Raw genomic sequence first — 18,899 nt, forward strand, 5'->3', positions numbered from 1 at the left:
GTTATCCCTTTTCAGTCACAGAAGAACCAGAACGTATCTTGGTAGTGCCCTCGGTGACAACTTTTTGACCAATGTTTACGCCCTTAGAAACAGCCACCCAGCCATTAAATCGCGTGTGAAGTTCAACATTCGTTAACTGTGCTTTATCTTGATCATCCACGATGTATATAAAGTGTTGATCTTTCCGTGGGATAATGCTTTTTTCTGGCAGCATGATAGCGGTAAGTGCGCGTAACTCTAGTGTTACTTGCAATAACATCCCAGGCCTAAGTTGCGCATTATTGTTGGCAAAATCGGCTGTCACTTGAACACTGCGGGTAGTTTCGTTAATGCGAGGGTCTATATGAGAAACATAACCGTTAAATGTGGTGTGTCTGTAAGCATCACTAATGGCGGTGACTGTCATGCCTTTTTTCAGTTGGCCCAAATACTTTTCAGGTACTTGAAAGTCCACTTTTATAACACTGATATCATCCAAAGTAGTAATGCTGGTATTGCTATCAACAAAGCTCCCGGTTGAAATAAGTTTTTTACCTAGCACACCGTCAAATGGCGCTTTGATAGTCATTTGTGCTAATTTGACTTTAGCGCTTTGCAGTTGGGTAAATAAAGCATCCGCGACAGAGCGTTGCTCTTCCAAAGCTGAGCGCGCAGCTGATTGAGTTTTTGCTAACTCATTTAGTCGAGATAACTGCCTTTGTTGCTCTTTTAATTGAATCTTTAACTCTTCAACGGCAAGTTGCTCTTCCGCATCTAAGAGCTGTACCAATTTTTGATCTCGCTGAATCGAATCACCATCAGCAAAATAGATATGTGTAACATAATCATCTTGTGAGCTGATAACATCAATGGCCTGATTAGCTCGGGCATTACCAACTGCTGCAACTGATATAATACGAGATTGTTCTTGTGCGGTGATTGTGCTGACGACGATTGTATTTGGCTTAATATTTGTCGGTTTTCCTTGAGAAGTTGGCAAATACAAATAGCCTGTTATACAAATCAGGACTAAAATAATAAAAGGAAAGAGGGCTTTACCCGATTGTTGTGCATACATGATATTTTACCACTGCGATTGATGACTCTAGTGTACAAAATATGTCGCTTCAATATGGAGTCGGGTATCTTGTTAATTTGTGCGTTGGCCGTAAAAGTTAAAATTACCGGCTTATTTGTACCTAAAATGTTGATTTTTAAACATGAAAAAAAACAATGAATGTCAAACATGTAAAAAGATACGACAATTGTTGGCGTGGACGATCATTATGTTTGTATTTTATTTTGGGTTTTATATGTGAGGTTGGCGTAACAAATGCAAGCTAAATTAAGAGCTCAAGCGAATCAACACAGTATTGAATTTATGCTCGTCGGTGCAGTATGTCTTTGCATCATTATGGCGTTTGTGATTTTGCGCGATAGTGTGATCAGTGTTGTTGAAACGGCGTTGGTGAGTATTGCTATCTTTTCGATTTTGCTTGGTTTTTTGAAAAGCCAACAACCTTATTATAGTATAGTACTTGGTACACAAAGCGTCGTTTATATTCATAAGTTTGGGCGATGGAAAATTGCATTCGATAATGTGCATTCAAGTGGGATACCTAAAGCTGGTGAAGCACCTGAATTACTGGAATTAAATGCTGTTGGTATTAAACTGGTCTCGATAGATTCATTTTTATTAGCATTAAAGCCGAGATTGGCAGGTAAATTATTAATTGAACAGAGGCATATATTTTTACAAGCTGTTAAAATGCATTGCAAAAATGGCAACTGCCCATCAGAATGGCTAATTGAATCGGATGAGTATAGCTCTGATTCAGGACAAGTCTATACCGGTTTGATCGCGATGTTTGCCAATCGAATGCACAATCTGAAAACGTTGACGGGCTATGACTTGCTATTGCCAGCAAATGTATTAGACCGAGATATATGGCGTTTTTCATACTTATTAAACCGCTGGAAATTAGATCCAGCTCAGGTGGTTAAAAACTTGTTGGAAGAGCAAGCCACCAATGAACAGATGTAACAGGAACAGTCCATGAGCGATGATAGAGCCTATATTAAAAGCGGTCGTAACACGATCATTCACAAAGAGAAAAAGCTCGATTTAGTTATTGTTAACGGGGAGTCGCACCCTAAAATACAAGTCACAGTAAATGGGCTTATTCCGTTTAAAGATGAGTTGCCTCGTAACCGCCGTGAAGCGAAAGAGCGCTATTTAGAAATAGTACATATTGCGAGTGCAGATATATTTGGGGAAGTAAAAAGGCTGTTATTCATTCAGTCTTTAGACGGCCGAGAATACAAAGTGGATTATAGTAAAGTAGGTACGAAGTTATTTGTAAGAATTCATCAAGATAGCTACATGTAACAGGCTAGGAGCGAAGTATGTTGAACCGTTTAGTCCTTCCATTGTTGATTGGGAGTTTGTTAGTTGGATGCGGTGGTGGTTCGTCATCTTCAGAGCCTGCACAAGAAAATGCCAGTATTAACGTCAATAACAATATCACCGTAGTTGAAAAAGCGAGCGTGACGATTGCAGCTTCAGCTTCCCCGGCTGATGGGGTGTTTAATTGGCAGGTTATAAGCGGGCCAGCATTAGAAGGTTTCCCTCAACAGGCAAGTGAAGTAACCATAACGGCACCAGATGTGAAAACAGATAGCGTGATAATGTTGCAGGTGGATTACCGTGCGCCAAATGATAAAACTGCTTCTGATACAATCACGATCAATGTGACCTCTGAAAATCAATTACCTATTCCTGCCATTACTCAAACAGCGCCGGATGTGCTACCAGCTAAATATCCAGATACGGTTAAATTAAGTGCTGCAACATCGTCAGACCCAGATACAAACGGAGCGATTGTGTCTTATCAGTGGCAACAGTTAGCAGGCCCAATATTATCACTGAGTGACTTAACTCAAAGTGAAATTTCATTTGTACATCCATTGCTATTACAGACGCAAACCGCACGTTTTAGTGTAACGATTAAAGATGACGAAGGTGGCGAGGCGAGTACTGAGTTTTCAATGACATTGGCGGCGACAAATACCCCTGTATTGGCAGAAGCTGGAGATGAGCAAACAGTGACTGAGTTTGATGTGGTAACACTTGATGCGTCAAAAAGCGTCAGTGTGTCAGGGAGCTATACATGCCTTTGGAGTCAACAGGGAAGTAACTTACCTATTGTAATTAATGATGTTGCGTCGTGCACCACAACGTTTATCGCGCCAAATGTCGATAGTACTGCTGAAGTCAGTTTTAAAGTTATTATTAAAGACCCGCTCAATTTATCTGAAGATGATAGTGTCAAAGTGACGATTACGCCCAAAGCTTTAGGTCTTCGAAATGATTCGGGCTTGGATAGTTGCTTCAGCAATACCTCTGTCATTACTTGTAATGACTCAACATTTGTCAATCAAGATGGTGATGTTGGGCGCGATAGCGTCGCGAATTTAATTGATAAGACAGGCACAGGTAGAGTTGGCTTTGATTTTACCAAATTGAATCAATTTGCTGATGAGCTCCCAGATTCTGAGACCGTATTTACCTGTGTTCGTGATAATGTAACAGGCTTAATTTGGGAAGTAAAAGAGACCAATACTGGCACAGTTCCCAATACATCAATACGGGATGGTAAAAACCATTATACTTGGTATTTATCTGCTGATGGGAGTGCACAAGATGGTTCAATTATTGGTCCAGCCAATTCCACGTGCCCAAGTAATGTCAATTGTGGTATTCAATCTTTAATAGATGATGTTAATGCCAGTAATTTTTGTGGAGGCAGTAATTGGCGCCTTCCAACGTACTTAGAGTTACTCGGGATTATTGACTTTGGCCATAGTGATGGTAACCAATTATTAGATCCAATCTTCTTCCCAAATATACCATCTGCCGCATTATTAAATCATCAGTATTATTGGACAACTCAAACAAGCGTTGATGGTCGTAGTTTAACCCAAGCTTTTATTCTCGATATGCAAACAGGTAATGATTTAGCTTACCCGAAAAAGAATACTGCGTATGTGCGTTTGGTTAGAACACCTTAGGAGTTATTTGTGAGAATTTTTATATTAATCTGCATATGTATGACTTCAATGTCGTTATTAGCAGCGCAAACTTGTATATCAACCGTTGTTAGTACGTCGCCGACGGAAAGGTTTTCAATCTCAACAGAAGGCACTGTAACAGACTCTTTCACTGGGCTTATGTGGCAACGGTGTAATTTTGGCGAAGTATATAATTCGGGAGATCAGAGCTGTACAGGTACAGCTCAACAACTTAATTGGCAACAAGCTTTGAGTGCCGCTGTGAATGACGAGCTTGGGGAGTTTAAAGATTGGCATGTACCAAATATAAAAGAGTTGGCAAGTATTGTTGAGTTCCAGTGTGTAGAACCTGCTGCCAATATCACCATTTTTTCAGGGACGCTTAATGAAAACTATTGGACGAGTACCACTGCGATAACACAAATTGATCATGCGTGGGCTTATCAGTTTTCAGATGGGAAAAACAACATTAAAGCCAAAACATCTGATATATTTTTACGACTCGTTCGGTACAGCAAATAGTTTTGGCATTGCGTGAAAGTTTGATATTCTGACGCGATGTACGTTAAGGGGATTCTATGTCATTCATAAAACGCTGTAGTTTGCTGTTGTCTATGTTGCCACTTACTTGCTTTGCTCAGGGGAAGTGCGAGGTTGAGCTTGGGCATGGTTTGATTATAACTGATTCAGTGATCCGTATTGTTGATAAAGGGCAAACTCGAGTACAAATTAATAATGATACTCAACTTTTAATTCAAGGCTATTGGATCGATCTCTCTGAACAAGAAACACAAGTTTTATATGAGTATTCAAAAGGGATACGAGACACCGTTCCTGAATTGGTAAGTTTAGCAACGGATGGTGTAAATTTGGGTTTAAGTGCGATTGAACAAGTTGTTGAAGGTATGTCAGATAAAGAACCTGAAGTACTTAAAACACAGTTACAGTATGTTGAGCGTGCTTTAATGGATAAGTTTAAAAGAGGGGATGATTTCTTCTTTATTGCACCTCAGTCTTTATCGAAGATAGATGATTTTTTCACGAAAGAGATTAGTCAAAAAATTCACTCAGCTGTTCATGGATCTTTAGGAGCGATTTTAGTCTCTTTAGGCGATGCGTTTAAATCGCGAGAGGGCAATATAGAAGACCGTATTACTGATATGAGCCAGCGGATGGATATTATCACGAAAGAAATTGATAAATCATTAGAGAAAAAAGCACAACAACTAGAAAATAAAGCTGAAGAATATTGTGAGTGCTTAAATACCTTGGATGAAACGGAGGCTAGGCTTCAGGCAATAGTGCCGGATTTAACCGCTTATGATTTGGTACAAATACGATCTTAAAGGCGATATAACCGTTTTGCATTGTGGTAACTGAGTTTTTTCCATAACACTTCACTTTCAACAAGTTGACGGTACTCCAGCCATATTTCTTCATAACTTTTTTCCATCAAACATACGGGGTAATTTGAAGCGAACATGATACGTTCATCTCCAAAGTATTGAAGACATAGTTGTAGACATGTGTTTTTTGATAATGGAGATATAAGATGCTCGAAACCCGAAAATTTGATCGCTATATTTGGACAGCTTGATAGCTTAGCCATGCTGTGATCCCATTGTGTATTACGTTCAAGCAACCCTGCATGATTAAGAAACAATGATAGGTGAGGTAATGATAGGCAGTAGTTGGCAACTTGGTTAGCAACTTGTTGATTGTTTAGTTCAAACTGTGCTTCAAAGCATAACTTGTGACAGCTCAAAGTGGAGAGGTTTGTGAATACATTGGGGTGCAGTAAACGTATTGCATCAGTGCCTTCAGTAATATCACGAATACCTCTAAGGCAAGGGTCGTGAAGCAACTTAGAGAGCTGCTCAGAAAAGTGTATCGGCTCTAATGTGATATCAATATAGGCAATAGCCCCGTACCGCAATGGCCGAGCTGCCTTCGCAAGCCATTCGAGTTCTTTGTGAGGATGTTGATTATCAAATCCCGCTTCAATATGCACAACTGCTTCCACTAAGAAAGTGGGATTTTTTAAGTGGTTGGGATTATGGTTTTGTTTTATCAGAGATAAGTTGGCCCAATTTGGCGGGGTATCCCCCACCAGCCATTCATATTGACCCATTTGCAAATCAAAAAAATGAATGTGAGGATCAATAATGGCAATCATTGCGCCGTATACCCCCCGTCAATAGTTTGTAGGCTGCCGGTTATGAAACTGGCATCATCACTGACGAGAAATGCCACTAATGCTGCAACTTCTTGCGCTTTACCCAAGCGGCCAAGTGGTTGCAATGCGGCTTCTTCTGCAACTATCGTGGCTTTATCTGCGTTGCTTTGTTCACAATATTTATCGATTGCGCTATGGAATAGTGGAGTTTCTATTGTGCCAGGGCACACTGCATTGGCGCGAATGTTATTTGATGCGTAATCTAGCGCTGTTGTTTTGGCCATTGAGGCGAGTGCTGACTTTGTTAAATTATAAGCGAATGAATTGCGTTTACCGACGAGAGCTTGATCTGAGGAAATGAAAATAATAGCCCCATTATTTTGGGCTTTCATTGTTGGTAATACGGCTTTTGTGGCCGCGTATGCACCTTTTACATTAAGAGAAAAGAGCTGATCAAGAGTTTTTTCATCAGTCTCTTCAATCGTTGCGCTTAAATGTTTTCCAGCATTGGAAACTAAGACATCAATGCGTTTGTTTTTTTCTGTGATTTGTGCGATTGCAGCGTTGACTTGTGCAACGTTACTGACATCACAATGGATGAACTGACCACGCTCACTGGGGGCTATGTCGAGGTTAAAGACTTGATAATCTTGTGATAGCAGCTTTTCGACAATGGCGAGGCCAATGCCAAAGCTGCCACCGGTAACAATGGCAACTTTTGTCATAGCTTAATGTCCACAACCACCGGCACCGTGAACATGCCCATGTGAGAGTTCTTCTGCCGTGGCTTCTCGTACCGAGATCACTTCTACGTCGAACGTTAAAGTTTTGCCAGCGAATGGGTGGTTAAGGTCACAGTCAGCGTTGAACTTCCCCACTTTAATGATGGTAACTTGATGTCTACCTTGGTTTGACTCCACAATGGCAGACATACCTGCTTTCCAAGCTTTATTGTTGCCTAAGCCTTGTAGGTGTTTAATTGGGATACGCTGTACTAAGCCTTCTTTAAACTCTCCATACGACTCTTCTGGAGAAAGTGTCACGCTGAATTTATCTCCCGTCGTTTTGTTATCAAGCGCTTTTTCAAGACCAGGCAGCATACTGTCATTACCGTGTATGTAGCTAAGCGGCTCATCAGTAGTGCTCGTTTCAATGTGTTGATCGCCTTCACTAAGTGTGTAATGGAATTCAACAGCGGTGTCTTTAGTAATGTGCATATTAGTCTCTGTAAGTAATTTATACAGTCATTTTACGTGACGATGCATTACTAAGCTAGGGTCTAGACCCGCTTTCTGGTTTCACGAGCACCTCTAACTCAGACAAATACTCTTTAGTGTTTACAGGTTCAGATATCAACTGTGGCTTGGGTAAATGCAAAATCAGCGTATTGCCTGGTTTGAGCATGCTGTGTGCTGATATCTCATTCCAAATCATTAAGTCTTTGACCGAGACCTTGTAGAGCTGACTGATCTCCCATAAAGAGTCACCGGGTTTGATTTGGTGAAAATATTCAATTGTGACGGGCTTGGTTTGTTTCTTTTCAATAAGGTAAGGACTGATCTCGTAATCAATGAGTAAACTATTAGATTGGGTTACTTTATTTAGAGAAAGTACTTCACCAATATGTAATAAGGAGCTCGTTTTGTTATTGAGTAGCGTAATTGTTTTAACTTTAGTATTAAAACGCTTAGCGATGCTATAAAGGGTATCACCTTTTTTTACCGTATATGTTTGGCTAAAGTGACGCTTAAAGAACTGACTTTGTAATAGCTTTTTTTCAGTCATTGGCAATAATACTTTATGTGGACCTTGAGGGGAACTTTGATGACGAAGAAAGCCTGGATTTAACTGGTGGATTGTTTGTTTAGGAACATTCACTAGGGAAGAAAGAACGCCAAAATCAAATTGCTGACCAACATCTAATGCGGTCGTGAGCGCGTAGTTAGGCAGGTGTGGCCGAGTAAATTTTGGGTGCTTTTTTTGTAATAAATAGCTTAACGCAAGTAATTTAGGTACGTACTCAGATGTTTCTTTTGGCAGTTTTAAATGCCAAAAGTGCGTACTGATCCCCTTTGCTCTATTACGGTCAATGGCCTTCTTTACTCGGCCTTCCCCCGTGTTATAGGCGGCTATTGCATGTAACCAGTTGCCATTAAAGCGATTGTATAAATAGCTTAAATAGTCGAGGGCAGCATCCGTCGCTGTGAGTACGTCTTTGCGCCCATCGTACCAAGGATCAGATATTGCGCCAAAGTGGTATGCTGTCGCTTCAACTAATTGCCATACGCCAACGGCTTTTTGTTGAGAAACAGCTGTGGGTCTAAAATCACTTTCTACGAACGGCAGTAAAACGAGCTCCATAGGCAACCCGCGTTGTTCAACACGTTTCACGATATGGTATAGATACGGCGCGGCCCTTTTGTTGACCTGAGCCAAATAAGTTGGTTGTGCTAAATACCAATCAATTCGTTTATGCAGCCGAGATGTAGGTACGACATCAAAGCTTAGTTGGTTAATTATCACTTGCCAAAGGTTGGTTATGGGAGGCAGTAAAGGGGGCTCTTCAGGTAATTTAAAATTGTTAGCTGGCGGCTTGGTTGAGCTTGGTTCTATTGTTGGCTCAGGTTTGTTGGTCTCTGTAAGAGCTGTAAATACCGCTTGAGTATTATTTTCCTGTGGCTGAATTGTTGCACAGCCATTTAAAGCTCCAAGGATGGTCAGTAAATAAAAAATGCGCATGGATTCGCCTTTTACAATTGAGGAGGCGGGTTATTAGGCATTTGCACAGATAGCGTTTTGTTATTATTTTTTGGGTTGTGCTGCACGGCAATCTGATATAACAATGTTAGTTTGGGTTGTAATTCCTTTTTAGGATATCGCTTGAGTAATTCTTCTGGGAGCTTATTATTTTGTCGTATACTGTGCTTCATCACGGTGCGTAAAAAAGTGATAGGTTTGTTTAATGCGGCACGCTTATAGGGTTTTCCATGGCTTGGAAGTAGCCATTTAATCTGTGATGTATTTTCCATAAGACTTAAAGTCTCAAGCCATTGACTGAGCTTTGAGTGTGTGACATAGGGGATCGGATCGACGCTGGTACCCGCAAACATGCCATTGTTGAGGTGACTGAATATAAATAAATCTTCTTTACTGAATGCTGGATACGTTTCGATATCAATTAAATGGTTACCTAGTTGCAATTGCTTTTTGACCTCGATGGGAGCGCGAAGAGGAATACTTTTCCAATCTTGGATCCGTTGATTAGCCTGTCGCATTTTATTTTTCCAAAGCGCTTTGCCTTCTAAATCAAAATTTTCCACTCTTTGAGTGCTGACTTCATAACTATTTACGTACTGGGAGATTTTGTCGTTGTAGGCGAGCTGATAATTGCTTAGATTATGTTTCACATGTGAAGGTGCAATCCACGAGGCAGCAGGAAATGCACGTTGCATTAAAGCAATGCCAACTACTTCATGAATATCACTACTCGTACTAATTAAATAGCAAACAGGGACTTTTATACGGTTCTTAATTTGCTTGATGGTCAGCTCAATGGCGGTGAAATCACCATGTGCATTTATAACGGCAGCGCAATTTTTACCTGTCAGTATGGCAAGGTTTGTTTGTAACTGTATTGCATTTTTTGGTGGAGAAATAATAAATGTATTAGGATCAATCTGATGCCACTTTTGGGCAAAGGTTAAAAAGGGAAAACACAATAGAAATATAAAAATGAAAAAACGCATAATTAGAAAAACCCATCTATCTCATGTCGATAATTTAACCGAAAATACGCTTTTTATAAAGACTTCAATCAACCTCAAGGTGTGATATTAGCTTATCAATTAGTATTTGTTGCGACTGATGGTGCGTTTGTTGCTGCTGCTCAAGAGCTTGCAAATCGTGACACAAATAAAGCGCAGCCAATAGCAATGCATTTTGTTCATTACGAACTGTGGCGCGTTGCTTCATTTGGGTAACGCGCTCATTCAGTAAATTCGCGGCATCGAGGAGCACGTTTTCTTGCCCCTCAGAACAGGCAAATTGATGGGTTTTGCCAAGCAGAGTCACATCAACTTGATTGATCTTCTCAGACATTAGCTCGCCTGGGTTGCACTTTGCAGTTTATCAAGTAGATTAGTTAAAGTGCTACTTGTTTCTTTTTGCTTCTCTTCACTTTCAAGTACTTCAAGTTGTAAAGTTTCATTTTCATCGATTAGTTTACTATTTTGTTCTTTAAGTCCTGAAACTTCATTATTTAGTCGCTCATTTTGAGCAATGAGTTGATCGATCAGCTGTTCGAGTTGAGGGAGAGTGTCGTTATTCATAAATGCGCTCTTATACAGTATTTTTGTCATGCAAATGTAAAACAAAGTGACGTAGGATGCTAGTCATTACGCACCTTTATGCTGATTTTTCTATGACTTTGGGTGATAATGACGGATATACCCTATTTTATTCACAAGCGGTTCAGCAAAATTGCTCAATTGCGAAGCAAGGTCTCTTTATGCTTAGTTACAGACATTCATTTCATGCGGGTAATCCAGCAGATATTATTAAACATTTAGTCCTTGCGACAGTATTAGAGTACATGACTCGCAAGGATAAGCCTTTGGATTACATTGATACCCATTCCGGAGCTGGTTTTTTTGAGCTCAACAGTAGTGATGCGCAAAAGACCCAAGAGTATTTAGACGGCATAGCAAAGCTTTGGCACTATGATGGCGGCAATGAAACGTTGGCGCATTTTGTTACTTTGGTTAAATCGTTCAATAAAACAGACTTGTTGTATTATCCGGGTTCGCCGAAAATGGCTGAGCAATTTTTAAGACGTCAAGATAAAGGCTGGTTTTTTGAATTACACCCTAAAGACTTGGGGCTTTTAGAAGAGAATTTGTCACATAAAAAGTCTTTAAGAGTCCGCGGTGAAGATGGATTTAAAGGGCTACTTGGATTGGTACCACCTGCATCAAGACGTGCATGTGTTTTAATGGATCCTCCGTATGAAATAAAAACGGATTATCAGCAAGCTGCGAAAATGATCATTAAAGCCCATAAACGTTTTAACTCTGGTACTTATATGATTTGGTACCCAGTTGTGGATAGAGAGCGTATTGACTTGTTAGAAGAGACGCTTAAGGAGTCAGGTATTAACAATATTCAACTGTTTGAATTGGCAACCAGTTGCGATACTCAAGAACATGGTATGACAGCTTCGGGTATGATAGTCATTAACCCCCCTTGGACATTGAAAGCGACTATGGATGATGTATTACCTGAGTTGGTTGACATCTTGAGTGATGAAAATGGGTTTTATCGCAGCGAACAGCTTGTCGAAGAATAAGTTAGCCGGTGCCCCTATTGTCATATAGCGGCACCACTTTGAATCCGAGTTACTTTTTGACGAATTTAGTTAATATAACAATGCGTTGACCATCAACTCGACCTTCTATATGGTCCGGATTAGAGGTTAGGCCAATATTACGCACTGCGGTTCCTCTTTTTGCCACAATACTACTGCCTTTTACATCTAGATCTTTAATTAGCACTACGGTATCGCCTGCATTGAGTCGTACACCGTTGCTGTCCAGATGAACAATCTCATCTTCATCTGCGAGTACCTGAGCAGCCCAAGTTCGCGTGTCATCTTCTAAATACAACATATCTAACGCATCTTGTGCCCAACTATGCTCGACAGCCAATTGGCTTAATAGACGAAAAGCAACGACTTGTACGGCTGGTGTTTGGCTCCACATGCTATCATTTAGGCAATGCCAATGATTTGTTTGTAGCGTTTCATTGCCCTCAACTTGAGGTTTGCATGTTGAGCATAGATACACACATTTATCTGAGTGAGCTTCATTTACAGGTGGTACTTCAAAAACGTCAAGACCTGTATTATTGCTACATAATTCACATTGTCCGTTGCTTCTTTGAGCTAAAGTGGCGGCGATACTCATAATTTATTCCTACAAACATAAATGAAAGTGGAATTATACGTGATTATTATGGACCCTCGCTAGTGGCGCTTAGAGATTGTAAGTACTTTCGTTCAATGTTCTTAAAGTAGGTTTTTTTTGATAAAGCTTCAATTGCTTTATTTATGATTGGCAATAGGTTTTTATGTTTAGACAATAAGCGCATGTGGATATACCCTTGAGAGTGTATTGCAGCCATAAAAAATGGAATATTCAGTTTCTTAGACCAATACAGCGCTGGCAAATTACCGATTATGATTTGATCAACACGTTTACGATGTAGTGCAAGCATCAACTCTTTTTCAGAATTGAAATCAATGCGTTCAAACACTTCATCATTATGATAATAATAACCTCGAACCGTCCCTACAATCATATGCTCAAGAGAGGTGGGGACATGTGTTTTTAGACGAGTCACAATGTATTCTGAGATTGGTAATATTGCAATGGAAAATATATATTGTGGATTGTTTAACTCAGTGTCTTTTAGCCAGCTAGGGCTCACTAAATCAAAGTCTATTTTTTGCTGCTGTAAGTAATAGTTGGTGCGCTTTGCTGGCAAGAGGAGATCTTCCCCTGTAATATTTGCTTCTTTTAAAATTGCTTGGATTGCTTCAGGAAGTATGCCAGGAGCCCTTGGGTCATGTGTGTAATAAGGGTAATAGTTACCTGAGCCACTTAAGCTATACTCTAAGTGGTTTTTGGTGAGTGCGTTTGATGACCAAACAGCGCACACTAAACAAAGGGTTACTATTCTTTTTGGTACATTCATATCACAATGTTAGTCCAAAACCGTGTGAAGGAATACCAGATGCGTGTAAAGTTTATTTATAAGCTTATACGTATATTGATAATTATTGATAAGAACATGAGTTTTTAATTGCTCAGCTTACATGCATATCGTATTCTGATAGTTCCCGAGCTTCATTAGTTAAAACAAGGGTATTGATGTTGATGAGTGGCACGATCGCAAAAGTTAAAAATTCTTCAGTGCAATATATTGCACGCCAGCCAATACTTGATAAAGCTCAAAATATCTATGCGTATGAATTATTGTATCGAGATTCAGATAACAATGCTTTCCCGTCTGGCGTGACCGACGGTCAAGCCACGGGCCGAATGTTTTTCAATTCGTTAATGTTTGTAGGCGTTGATCGGCTTGCGGCAGGGCATAGAGCATTTATTAACCTCTCTGATGAATCTTTATTACATGAGCTCCCAAAGTTACTTAATCCTGAAAATCTAATTGTAGAAATCGTCGAACGCTCGCAAAACATTACCGAGTTGGTTGAAACGGTCGTAAGACTAAAAAAGCAGGGTTATCATTTTGCTTTAGATGATTATGACGGGGACGCACGTTGGGCACCCTTATTGCCACTTATGAATTATATTAAGTTAGAAGTCGAGCAGCCAATCATTAAAACAACGATGATGCTGAAAAAGCTAAAACGGATCTATCCGGATGTAAAAATAGTTGTGGAACGGATCGAAACGCTCGAGGAATATAACTTTATTCATGCTGCTGGGGCCGATTATTTCCAAGGCTTCTTTTTTGCTCGTCCAGAAATGTTAAACCATGGCAACATTGAACCCTCCAAAGCCGCGATTTTCGATTTACTACGTTGCACAGCGAAAACGAATTTGTGTTTTAAAGAAGTTCAGCAGCGAGTTGCGAAAGATTTAAGCTTAACAGCAAGAATTTTAAAATTAGCAAATGCGAAAGCTGGCGATAATAAAATTGAAATGAAGTCGATTGCTCAAGCTGTTGTGTATTTGGGAGAGGATGCGATACGCCAATTTGTTCGAGTACTAGCACTGAGTGAGCTCGGGCTTGATAAGCCTGCAGAGTTGACAAAAATGGGCTTGATGCGAGCTCGGTTTATTGAACTATTTCTAGCACCGGGTGGAGATGAAATGGCTGAGCAGGGCTATTTAATCGGTTTAATGTCAATATTAGATGCCATATTAGAGATTGAGTTGTCGGTGGTTATTTCTGAGTTTTCTTTAGATAGTTCATTAAGTAGTGCGTTATTAAATTATCAAGGACTTATGGGGGGCGCGTTGCGCTTAGCATTAGAAATTGAGCATAATAACTGGCAAGAGGCTGAAGCCATTCTGAATGCCATTCGACCCGCGACGAATAAAACGCACTTATTTGATTTAGCGATGCAAAGCCGGACTTATGCAGATGATATCTTTGCCGTGGTGCACGTTTAACATTAGTTTATTAAATTAGAGCCAAATTGATATTGAGTGGTGTTAGATAACGTTGCTCTTGCTGTAAATCAGCAAATAAAATCGAGTGCTTGTTTGCCCAATCCGCATCGAGTTTAATGCTCAGTGTATCTTCTTGTGCTTGCAATTCTATCTTACCTGTTTGTTGATACTGTCGCTTCTGGTTGCAAATTATTGCTAAGCGCAGCAAGGTCAATAGTTTAGCAAAGTTCTTTGGTTGCTCAGTAAAAAGTGCGTGAATGTCAGTTGGTTTGATTTTCTTTCGGTAAAAACGAATTAAAGTGCTGAGTAATAGTTGTTGTTCTTGTGTAAAACCAGGAAGTTGGCTGTGCATAATAATATAAGCACTATGCTTGTGTAAGCCTGATGAATTGATAGTCAAACCAACTTCGTGAAGTTGTGCAGCCCAGCATAAAATCTGTAAATCACAGCTATTAAGCTGCCAGCTTCGTTCTGTTGCGGCAAAAAATTGTCGTAAAGTTTGACAAATGTTATCGCTATGGGCTGTATCAACAGTGTAGTGCTCGCATAAAGTATTTATAGTACGGGCACGAATATCAAACTCTTTACGCTGGTGGGCCTCATGCATAAGTCCTTCACGTAATGCAAAATCACAGTATTCTAAAGAGAGAATGTTGAGTTGTTTAAATATCGCAATTAATACAATGAGGCCACCGACAATACTATTGCGGCGTTCAATAGGAAGCCCTTTTAGCACCAATAGTTGTAATTGTTGTTGTTCAAATATGAGTGTTTTGATGTGTGTTAGACTTTTCAGAGTGAGGTGTGACTCATTAAAGTAAGCATGATTGATTGCGCTCAGTGTCTTGATGGTACCTGAGGTACCTAAGCAGGTTTCCCAACCTTTGTTTAAATAACTAGCTGTAATTACTTCTAAGTCTTGCTCAGCTTTGATTAGTGCTTTATTAAAGCGTTTTTCTGTTAACTTACCATCTGAGAAAAACTGCTGCGTCATGTTAACACAACCCATATTACGGCTTGTCAATAAGAGGTGGTTAAAATGTCGGCCAATAATGAGTTCACTACTACCTCCACCAATATCAATAACTAATCTGTTGTGTTCATTATGAATATAGTTAGCGACGCCTTGATAAATAAGGCGTGCTTCTTCTTGCCCCGAAATAACATTGATTTTAAATGGGAAGCATTGCTGAGCTTTGTGTAAAAAATGTTGAATATTTTTACTATTGCGCAATGTGTATGTAGCAACAACTTGTACATGACTATGAGAGAAGCTTTTTAAGGTTGTTGCAAACTGTTTTAACGCATGCAATGCGCGTTCAATTGCTTCGGATGATAGGTAGAAATCATCGTCTAGTCCTGCAGCGAGGTACACTCTTTGCTTTTCTTTATGTAATATTTGAAAGCGTCCGTCGACTTCTCTCGCAATTAATAAATGAAAGCTATTTGAGCCTAAGTCAACGGCGGCAATAGAGGGGTATTCTGTCATTGTGTGCTCTTACTATTTTCCCATTTCTTTAGATAGTCATATATTGCCAACTGTGAACGGATCTTTTTGCTATTACCTCTGCGAACATAGAGGTTCTTTTGTTCTTTATCAATGACCCTAGCTTTACATCGGTCACGTAATTGCAGCTCCAATATTTCTATAATGACGTTTTTTAATTCGTCATCATAGATAGGTGCAGTTACCTCAACACGATGGTCAAGATTACGAGTCATCCAATCAGCAGATGAGATATAGACCTGAGGATCTCCATCGTTTTCAAATACCATAACACGGGGGTGCTCTAAAAACCGATCAACGATGCTGATAACTTTGATATTGTCACTAAAACGAGGTAAACCAGGGACCAATGCACACATCCCTCTTACGATAATACGAATTTTAACACCGTGACGGGCTGCAAAGTACAGCTTATCTACCAATTGCTTATCAACTAGGTTATTTATCTTTATTGTGATTTTACCTACCTTTCCTTGTTCGCACAGTCGTACCTCACGGTCGATTAAATCAAGAATACGATCTCGTGCATTGACAGGAGAAATCATCAAATGTTCAAAATGAAAGGGTCGATAGCTGCTTTCTATAAATTTGAAAACGCTATCACATTCATTACATATATCGGTGTGTTTTGTAAACAGACTAAAGTCAGTATAAATCTTCGCTGTTTTCTCGTGGAAATTACCGGTGCCGATATGCGCGTATTTTACTATTCTCCCTTTCTCTTTACGGTGAATGACGCAGAGTTTGCTATGCACTTTTAATGCAGGAATACCGACCATTACCTTAATCCCAGCCTCGGAAAGTAATTTAGCCCATTCAATATTATTTTGCTCATCAAAACGGGCTTTTAACTCGACCATGACGGTTATTTTCTTGCCGTTTTTGGCTGCACTTAATAAAGATGAAATTAACCGAGATCGACTGGCAACTCGATAAATATTCACCTTTATTTGTGTAACTTTGGGATCAAAAGCAGCTTGGCGTACATATTCCAACATGTGGTTAAAGGTATGATAGGGATAATAAAGCAGAATATCCTTCTCTGAAATCGCTTTGAATACACTGCCATGCGCGTCGAAGGCTGCACTTTGTAATGGCTGTAATGGCGCGTTTTCTAAATGCTTTCGTCCAACATTTGGAAACGAAATAAAGTCTCTAAAATTACGATAGCGGCCTCCGGGGATCAGGGCATCTTGATGGGTAACACCGAGACGTTTTTTCATGATTTTAAGCATTTCTTCGGGCATAGCTTGGTCATATACGAGCCTAACGGGTTCCGCACATAAGCGTTGTTTTAAGCCTTTAGACATTTTATCTAAAAGGCCTTCTTCTATTTCGTTATCTAGATTGTACTCTGCATCTCGGGTCAGTTTTATTGCATAGCCATCGATACTATCAAAATTGAAAAAGCCTTTAAAAACATCCTTTATGAAATATTGAACGACATCGTCTAGCATCACAATTGTTTTATGACGCTTGGCTTTTTCTGGGGGTAATTGAACAAAGCGTTCAATGCGATCTGTGGGGATTTCAAGTAATGCGTGATGTTGCTTTTCTCCGAGCATTTGCACAAAAAAATAGATCATCGTATCGTTGATATTGTTAGAGTAATCTTTATTCTCAGTTAATAGCATGGGCGACATCTGTGGTAATACTTGGTCTTTAAAGAATTGTTTAAGCCACGCTAAGTGCAGTTCCGATAAATCACGGGGCTGTGCCACATGAATATTGTGCTTTTCTAAATCGGCCAATATTTGCTGGTGAACCACGTTGAATTTCTTTCCGAGTTCAAGTACTTTTTTATTAATATTAGCAAGTAGTGCTTCATCGGCATCAAAGTGCGCATCGGATAATTTATTTAATAATACACGTCGCTTTACATCGGCCACACGAACTCGAAAAAATTCATCTAAATTATTGGAAAATATACCTAAAAAGCGCATTCTTTCTATTATTGGATTGCTGTTATCTTTTGCTTCTTGTAGAACTCGTTCATTGAACGAAAGCCAACTGAGCTCTTTTGAAAAGTAACTTATCGTTTCAGTAGGATGAGAGGTCGCCTGCATTTTTTAATTCTTTAGGAAGAAATTAAAAGTAATATAGGTCCAAGGTGTGACATTTTCATGACAAGCCTTAACGCTTGTCATGACTAACTATTTACGAAATCGATATGGGGTTAATCCGATTCAATATCGACAATTAAATCGCTGGTTATTGATTCTAATGCATCAATAACATTATCTTTGTGCATGCCAGTTGGCAAGGTAACAGTTGCAAACGCACTGAATATAGGTACCCCCCAATTTGGCGCGCTTTGTTTTCGAGAATTTAAATGCGTGATGTTTGCTCCTTTATGGCGGATCACAGAAGCAAGCTCTTGTACTATACCGGGTCTATCATTGCCGGTAATAACGAGGTTTAATGTTTCGGGTGTATCAGGTGCAGCTTCTAGCTCACCTAGCTCTATTTTTATTTCTAAGCCTGCAAGCGTCTTTAAAGCATCTTGAATTTCCTGTAAATGCTCTTCAGCAATTTCAACTTGTACAATGCCCGCGAATTGGCCTGCTAAATGGCTTAAATTACTGGTAAGCCAATTACCGTGGTGTGAAAGTAATGTTGAAGATATTTCTTCAACTAGACCTGGTCGATCTTTTCCGATAATGGTTAGTACTAACTGCTTCATAATGCGTATCTCTTATTATTGTAGCCTTGTTAAGTATGACAAGGCATTGAAAAAAGCGGCTACAACAAAGTGGGTATGATCCTTATACATAGCCTACTAAGGTAGATAATGCATTTATAGATTAGTTCAGTGTTTGTGGTTGTCCAATAAATTCAACGCTGAAATGTAAACAAATGCAAACTGCTATACGTCAATCTTATTTCTTCAGTTTATGCAACTTTCCGGTTGAAAAATCTGTACCTAAAAACATGATGTTATACCTAGCTTCATGTAACATGCACGGTGTAA

Annotated in this window: 20 protein-coding genes; 7 read left to right on the forward strand and 13 right to left on the reverse strand. The window is 39.6% G+C overall.

The window, feature by feature from the left end; translation table 11 throughout:
* Position 1 precedes the first annotated feature (1 nt).
* Positions 2–1,057: an efflux RND transporter periplasmic adaptor subunit gene (locus J8L98_RS11600; RefSeq protein WP_210996546.1), complete on the reverse strand. Its 1,056-nt coding sequence runs from the start codon at positions 1,055–1,057 to the stop codon at positions 2–4.
* A 255-nt stretch (positions 1,058–1,312) separates the two neighbouring features.
* On the opposite strand from J8L98_RS11600, the gene J8L98_RS11605 reads away from it, so the two are divergent.
* The 5 genes from J8L98_RS11605 to J8L98_RS11625 are packed head-to-tail and all read left to right on the forward strand — an operon-like array spanning position 1,313 to position 5,396.
* Positions 1,313–2,023 carry a DUF2982 domain-containing protein gene (locus tag J8L98_RS11605; RefSeq protein WP_210996547.1) on the forward strand — a complete coding sequence of 237 codons (711 nt, stop codon included), beginning with the start codon at positions 1,313–1,315 and terminating at the stop codon, positions 2,021–2,023.
* A 12-nt stretch (positions 2,024–2,035) separates the two neighbouring features.
* A complete protein-coding gene (locus J8L98_RS11610; RefSeq protein ID WP_192505837.1) occupies positions 2,036–2,368 on the forward strand; it encodes a hypothetical protein in 333 nt (110 codons plus the stop codon).
* 17 nt (positions 2,369–2,385) lie between these two features.
* Positions 2,386–4,050 (forward strand): DUF1566 domain-containing protein, encoded by a 1,665-nt coding sequence (locus J8L98_RS11615; RefSeq protein ID WP_210996548.1) that lies wholly within the window; start codon positions 2,386–2,388, stop codon positions 4,048–4,050.
* Positions 4,051–4,098: 48 nt separating this feature from the next.
* Positions 4,099–4,572 (forward strand): DUF1566 domain-containing protein, encoded by a 474-nt coding sequence (locus J8L98_RS11620; protein ID WP_247682533.1) that lies wholly within the window; start codon positions 4,099–4,101, stop codon positions 4,570–4,572.
* A 56-nt stretch (positions 4,573–4,628) separates the two neighbouring features.
* Positions 4,629–5,396 carry a YggN family protein gene (locus J8L98_RS11625; protein ID WP_192505835.1) on the forward strand — a complete coding sequence of 256 codons (768 nt, stop codon included), beginning with the start codon at positions 4,629–4,631 and terminating at the stop codon, positions 5,394–5,396.
* On the opposite strand, the gene J8L98_RS11630 is transcribed toward J8L98_RS11625, so the two are convergent.
* From J8L98_RS11630 to zapB, 7 genes are all read right to left on the reverse strand, one after another.
* The gene (locus J8L98_RS11630; RefSeq protein ID WP_210996549.1) at positions 5,393–6,226 is read right to left on the reverse strand and encodes an amidohydrolase family protein; all 834 of its coding nucleotides are present in this window, start codon (positions 6,224–6,226) and stop codon (positions 5,393–5,395) included. The two genes, J8L98_RS11625 and J8L98_RS11630, sit on opposite strands and share 4 nt — an antisense overlap.
* Positions 6,223–6,951 (reverse strand): SDR family oxidoreductase, encoded by a 729-nt coding sequence (locus J8L98_RS11635; RefSeq protein WP_210996550.1) that lies wholly within the window; start codon positions 6,949–6,951, stop codon positions 6,223–6,225. Before J8L98_RS11635 ends, J8L98_RS11630 begins: the two co-directional genes overlap by 4 nt.
* 3 nt (positions 6,952–6,954) lie before the next feature.
* Positions 6,955–7,443: a peptidylprolyl isomerase gene (locus tag J8L98_RS11640; RefSeq protein ID WP_210996551.1), complete on the reverse strand. Its 489-nt coding sequence runs from the start codon at positions 7,441–7,443 to the stop codon at positions 6,955–6,957.
* 55 nt (positions 7,444–7,498) lie between these two features.
* Positions 7,499–8,965, reverse strand: coding sequence for a LysM peptidoglycan-binding domain-containing protein (locus tag J8L98_RS11645; RefSeq protein WP_210996552.1), 1,467 nt, complete (start codon positions 8,963–8,965; stop codon positions 7,499–7,501).
* Between the two features lie 11 nt (positions 8,966–8,976).
* Positions 8,977–9,972 (reverse strand): hypothetical protein, encoded by a 996-nt coding sequence (locus J8L98_RS11650; RefSeq protein ID WP_210996553.1) that lies wholly within the window; start codon positions 9,970–9,972, stop codon positions 8,977–8,979.
* 64 nt (positions 9,973–10,036) lie between these two features.
* Complete coding sequence (locus J8L98_RS11655; RefSeq protein ID WP_210996554.1) at positions 10,037–10,324, reverse strand: cell division protein ZapA; 288 nt, start codon at positions 10,322–10,324, stop codon at positions 10,037–10,039.
* On the reverse strand, positions 10,324–10,554 hold the full coding sequence (gene zapB / locus J8L98_RS11660; RefSeq protein ID WP_192505828.1) for a cell division protein ZapB: 231 nt from the start codon (positions 10,552–10,554) through the stop codon (positions 10,324–10,326). The genes J8L98_RS11655 and zapB overlap by 1 nt, the downstream gene beginning before the upstream one ends.
* A 179-nt stretch (positions 10,555–10,733) precedes the next feature.
* On the opposite strand from zapB, the gene rlmJ reads away from it, so the two are divergent.
* A complete protein-coding gene (rlmJ, locus tag J8L98_RS11665) occupies positions 10,734–11,570 on the forward strand; it encodes a 23S rRNA (adenine(2030)-N(6))-methyltransferase RlmJ (RefSeq protein ID WP_210996573.1) in 837 nt (278 codons plus the stop codon).
* Between the two features lie 49 nt (positions 11,571–11,619).
* On the opposite strand, the gene J8L98_RS11670 is transcribed toward rlmJ, so the two are convergent.
* Together J8L98_RS11670 and J8L98_RS11675 are read right to left on the reverse strand one after the other, a co-directional pair.
* Complete coding sequence (locus tag J8L98_RS11670) at positions 11,620–12,186, reverse strand: alkylphosphonate utilization protein (RefSeq protein ID WP_192505827.1); 567 nt, start codon at positions 12,184–12,186, stop codon at positions 11,620–11,622.
* Between the two features lie 46 nt (positions 12,187–12,232).
* The gene (locus tag J8L98_RS11675) at positions 12,233–12,976 is read right to left on the reverse strand and encodes a transporter substrate-binding domain-containing protein (protein WP_210996555.1); all 744 of its coding nucleotides are present in this window, start codon (positions 12,974–12,976) and stop codon (positions 12,233–12,235) included.
* Between the two features lie 176 nt (positions 12,977–13,152).
* Between J8L98_RS11675 and J8L98_RS11680 the strand changes: the two genes are divergently transcribed.
* Complete coding sequence (locus J8L98_RS11680; protein WP_210996556.1) at positions 13,153–14,421, forward strand: HDOD domain-containing protein; 1,269 nt, start codon at positions 13,153–13,155, stop codon at positions 14,419–14,421.
* A gap of 10 nt (positions 14,422–14,431) precedes the next feature.
* On the opposite strand, the gene J8L98_RS11685 is transcribed toward J8L98_RS11680, so the two are convergent.
* The 3 genes from J8L98_RS11685 to J8L98_RS11695 form a co-directional block, all read right to left on the reverse strand.
* On the reverse strand, positions 14,432–15,910 hold the full coding sequence (locus J8L98_RS11685) for a Ppx/GppA phosphatase family protein (protein ID WP_210996557.1): 1,479 nt from the start codon (positions 15,908–15,910) through the stop codon (positions 14,432–14,434).
* Positions 15,907–17,994 (reverse strand): polyphosphate kinase 1, encoded by a 2,088-nt coding sequence (gene ppk1, locus J8L98_RS11690; RefSeq protein WP_210996558.1) that lies wholly within the window; start codon positions 17,992–17,994, stop codon positions 15,907–15,909. The genes J8L98_RS11685 and ppk1 overlap by 4 nt, the downstream gene beginning before the upstream one ends.
* A gap of 110 nt (positions 17,995–18,104) precedes the next feature.
* On the reverse strand, positions 18,105–18,611 hold the full coding sequence (locus tag J8L98_RS11695; protein ID WP_192505822.1) for an ACT domain-containing protein: 507 nt from the start codon (positions 18,609–18,611) through the stop codon (positions 18,105–18,107).
* Between the last annotated feature and the right edge of the window lie 288 nt (positions 18,612–18,899).

It is taken from the genome of Pseudoalteromonas sp. MMG013, assembly GCF_018100885.1.
Lineage (GTDB): Bacteria > Pseudomonadota > Gammaproteobacteria > Enterobacterales > Alteromonadaceae > Pseudoalteromonas > Pseudoalteromonas aurantia.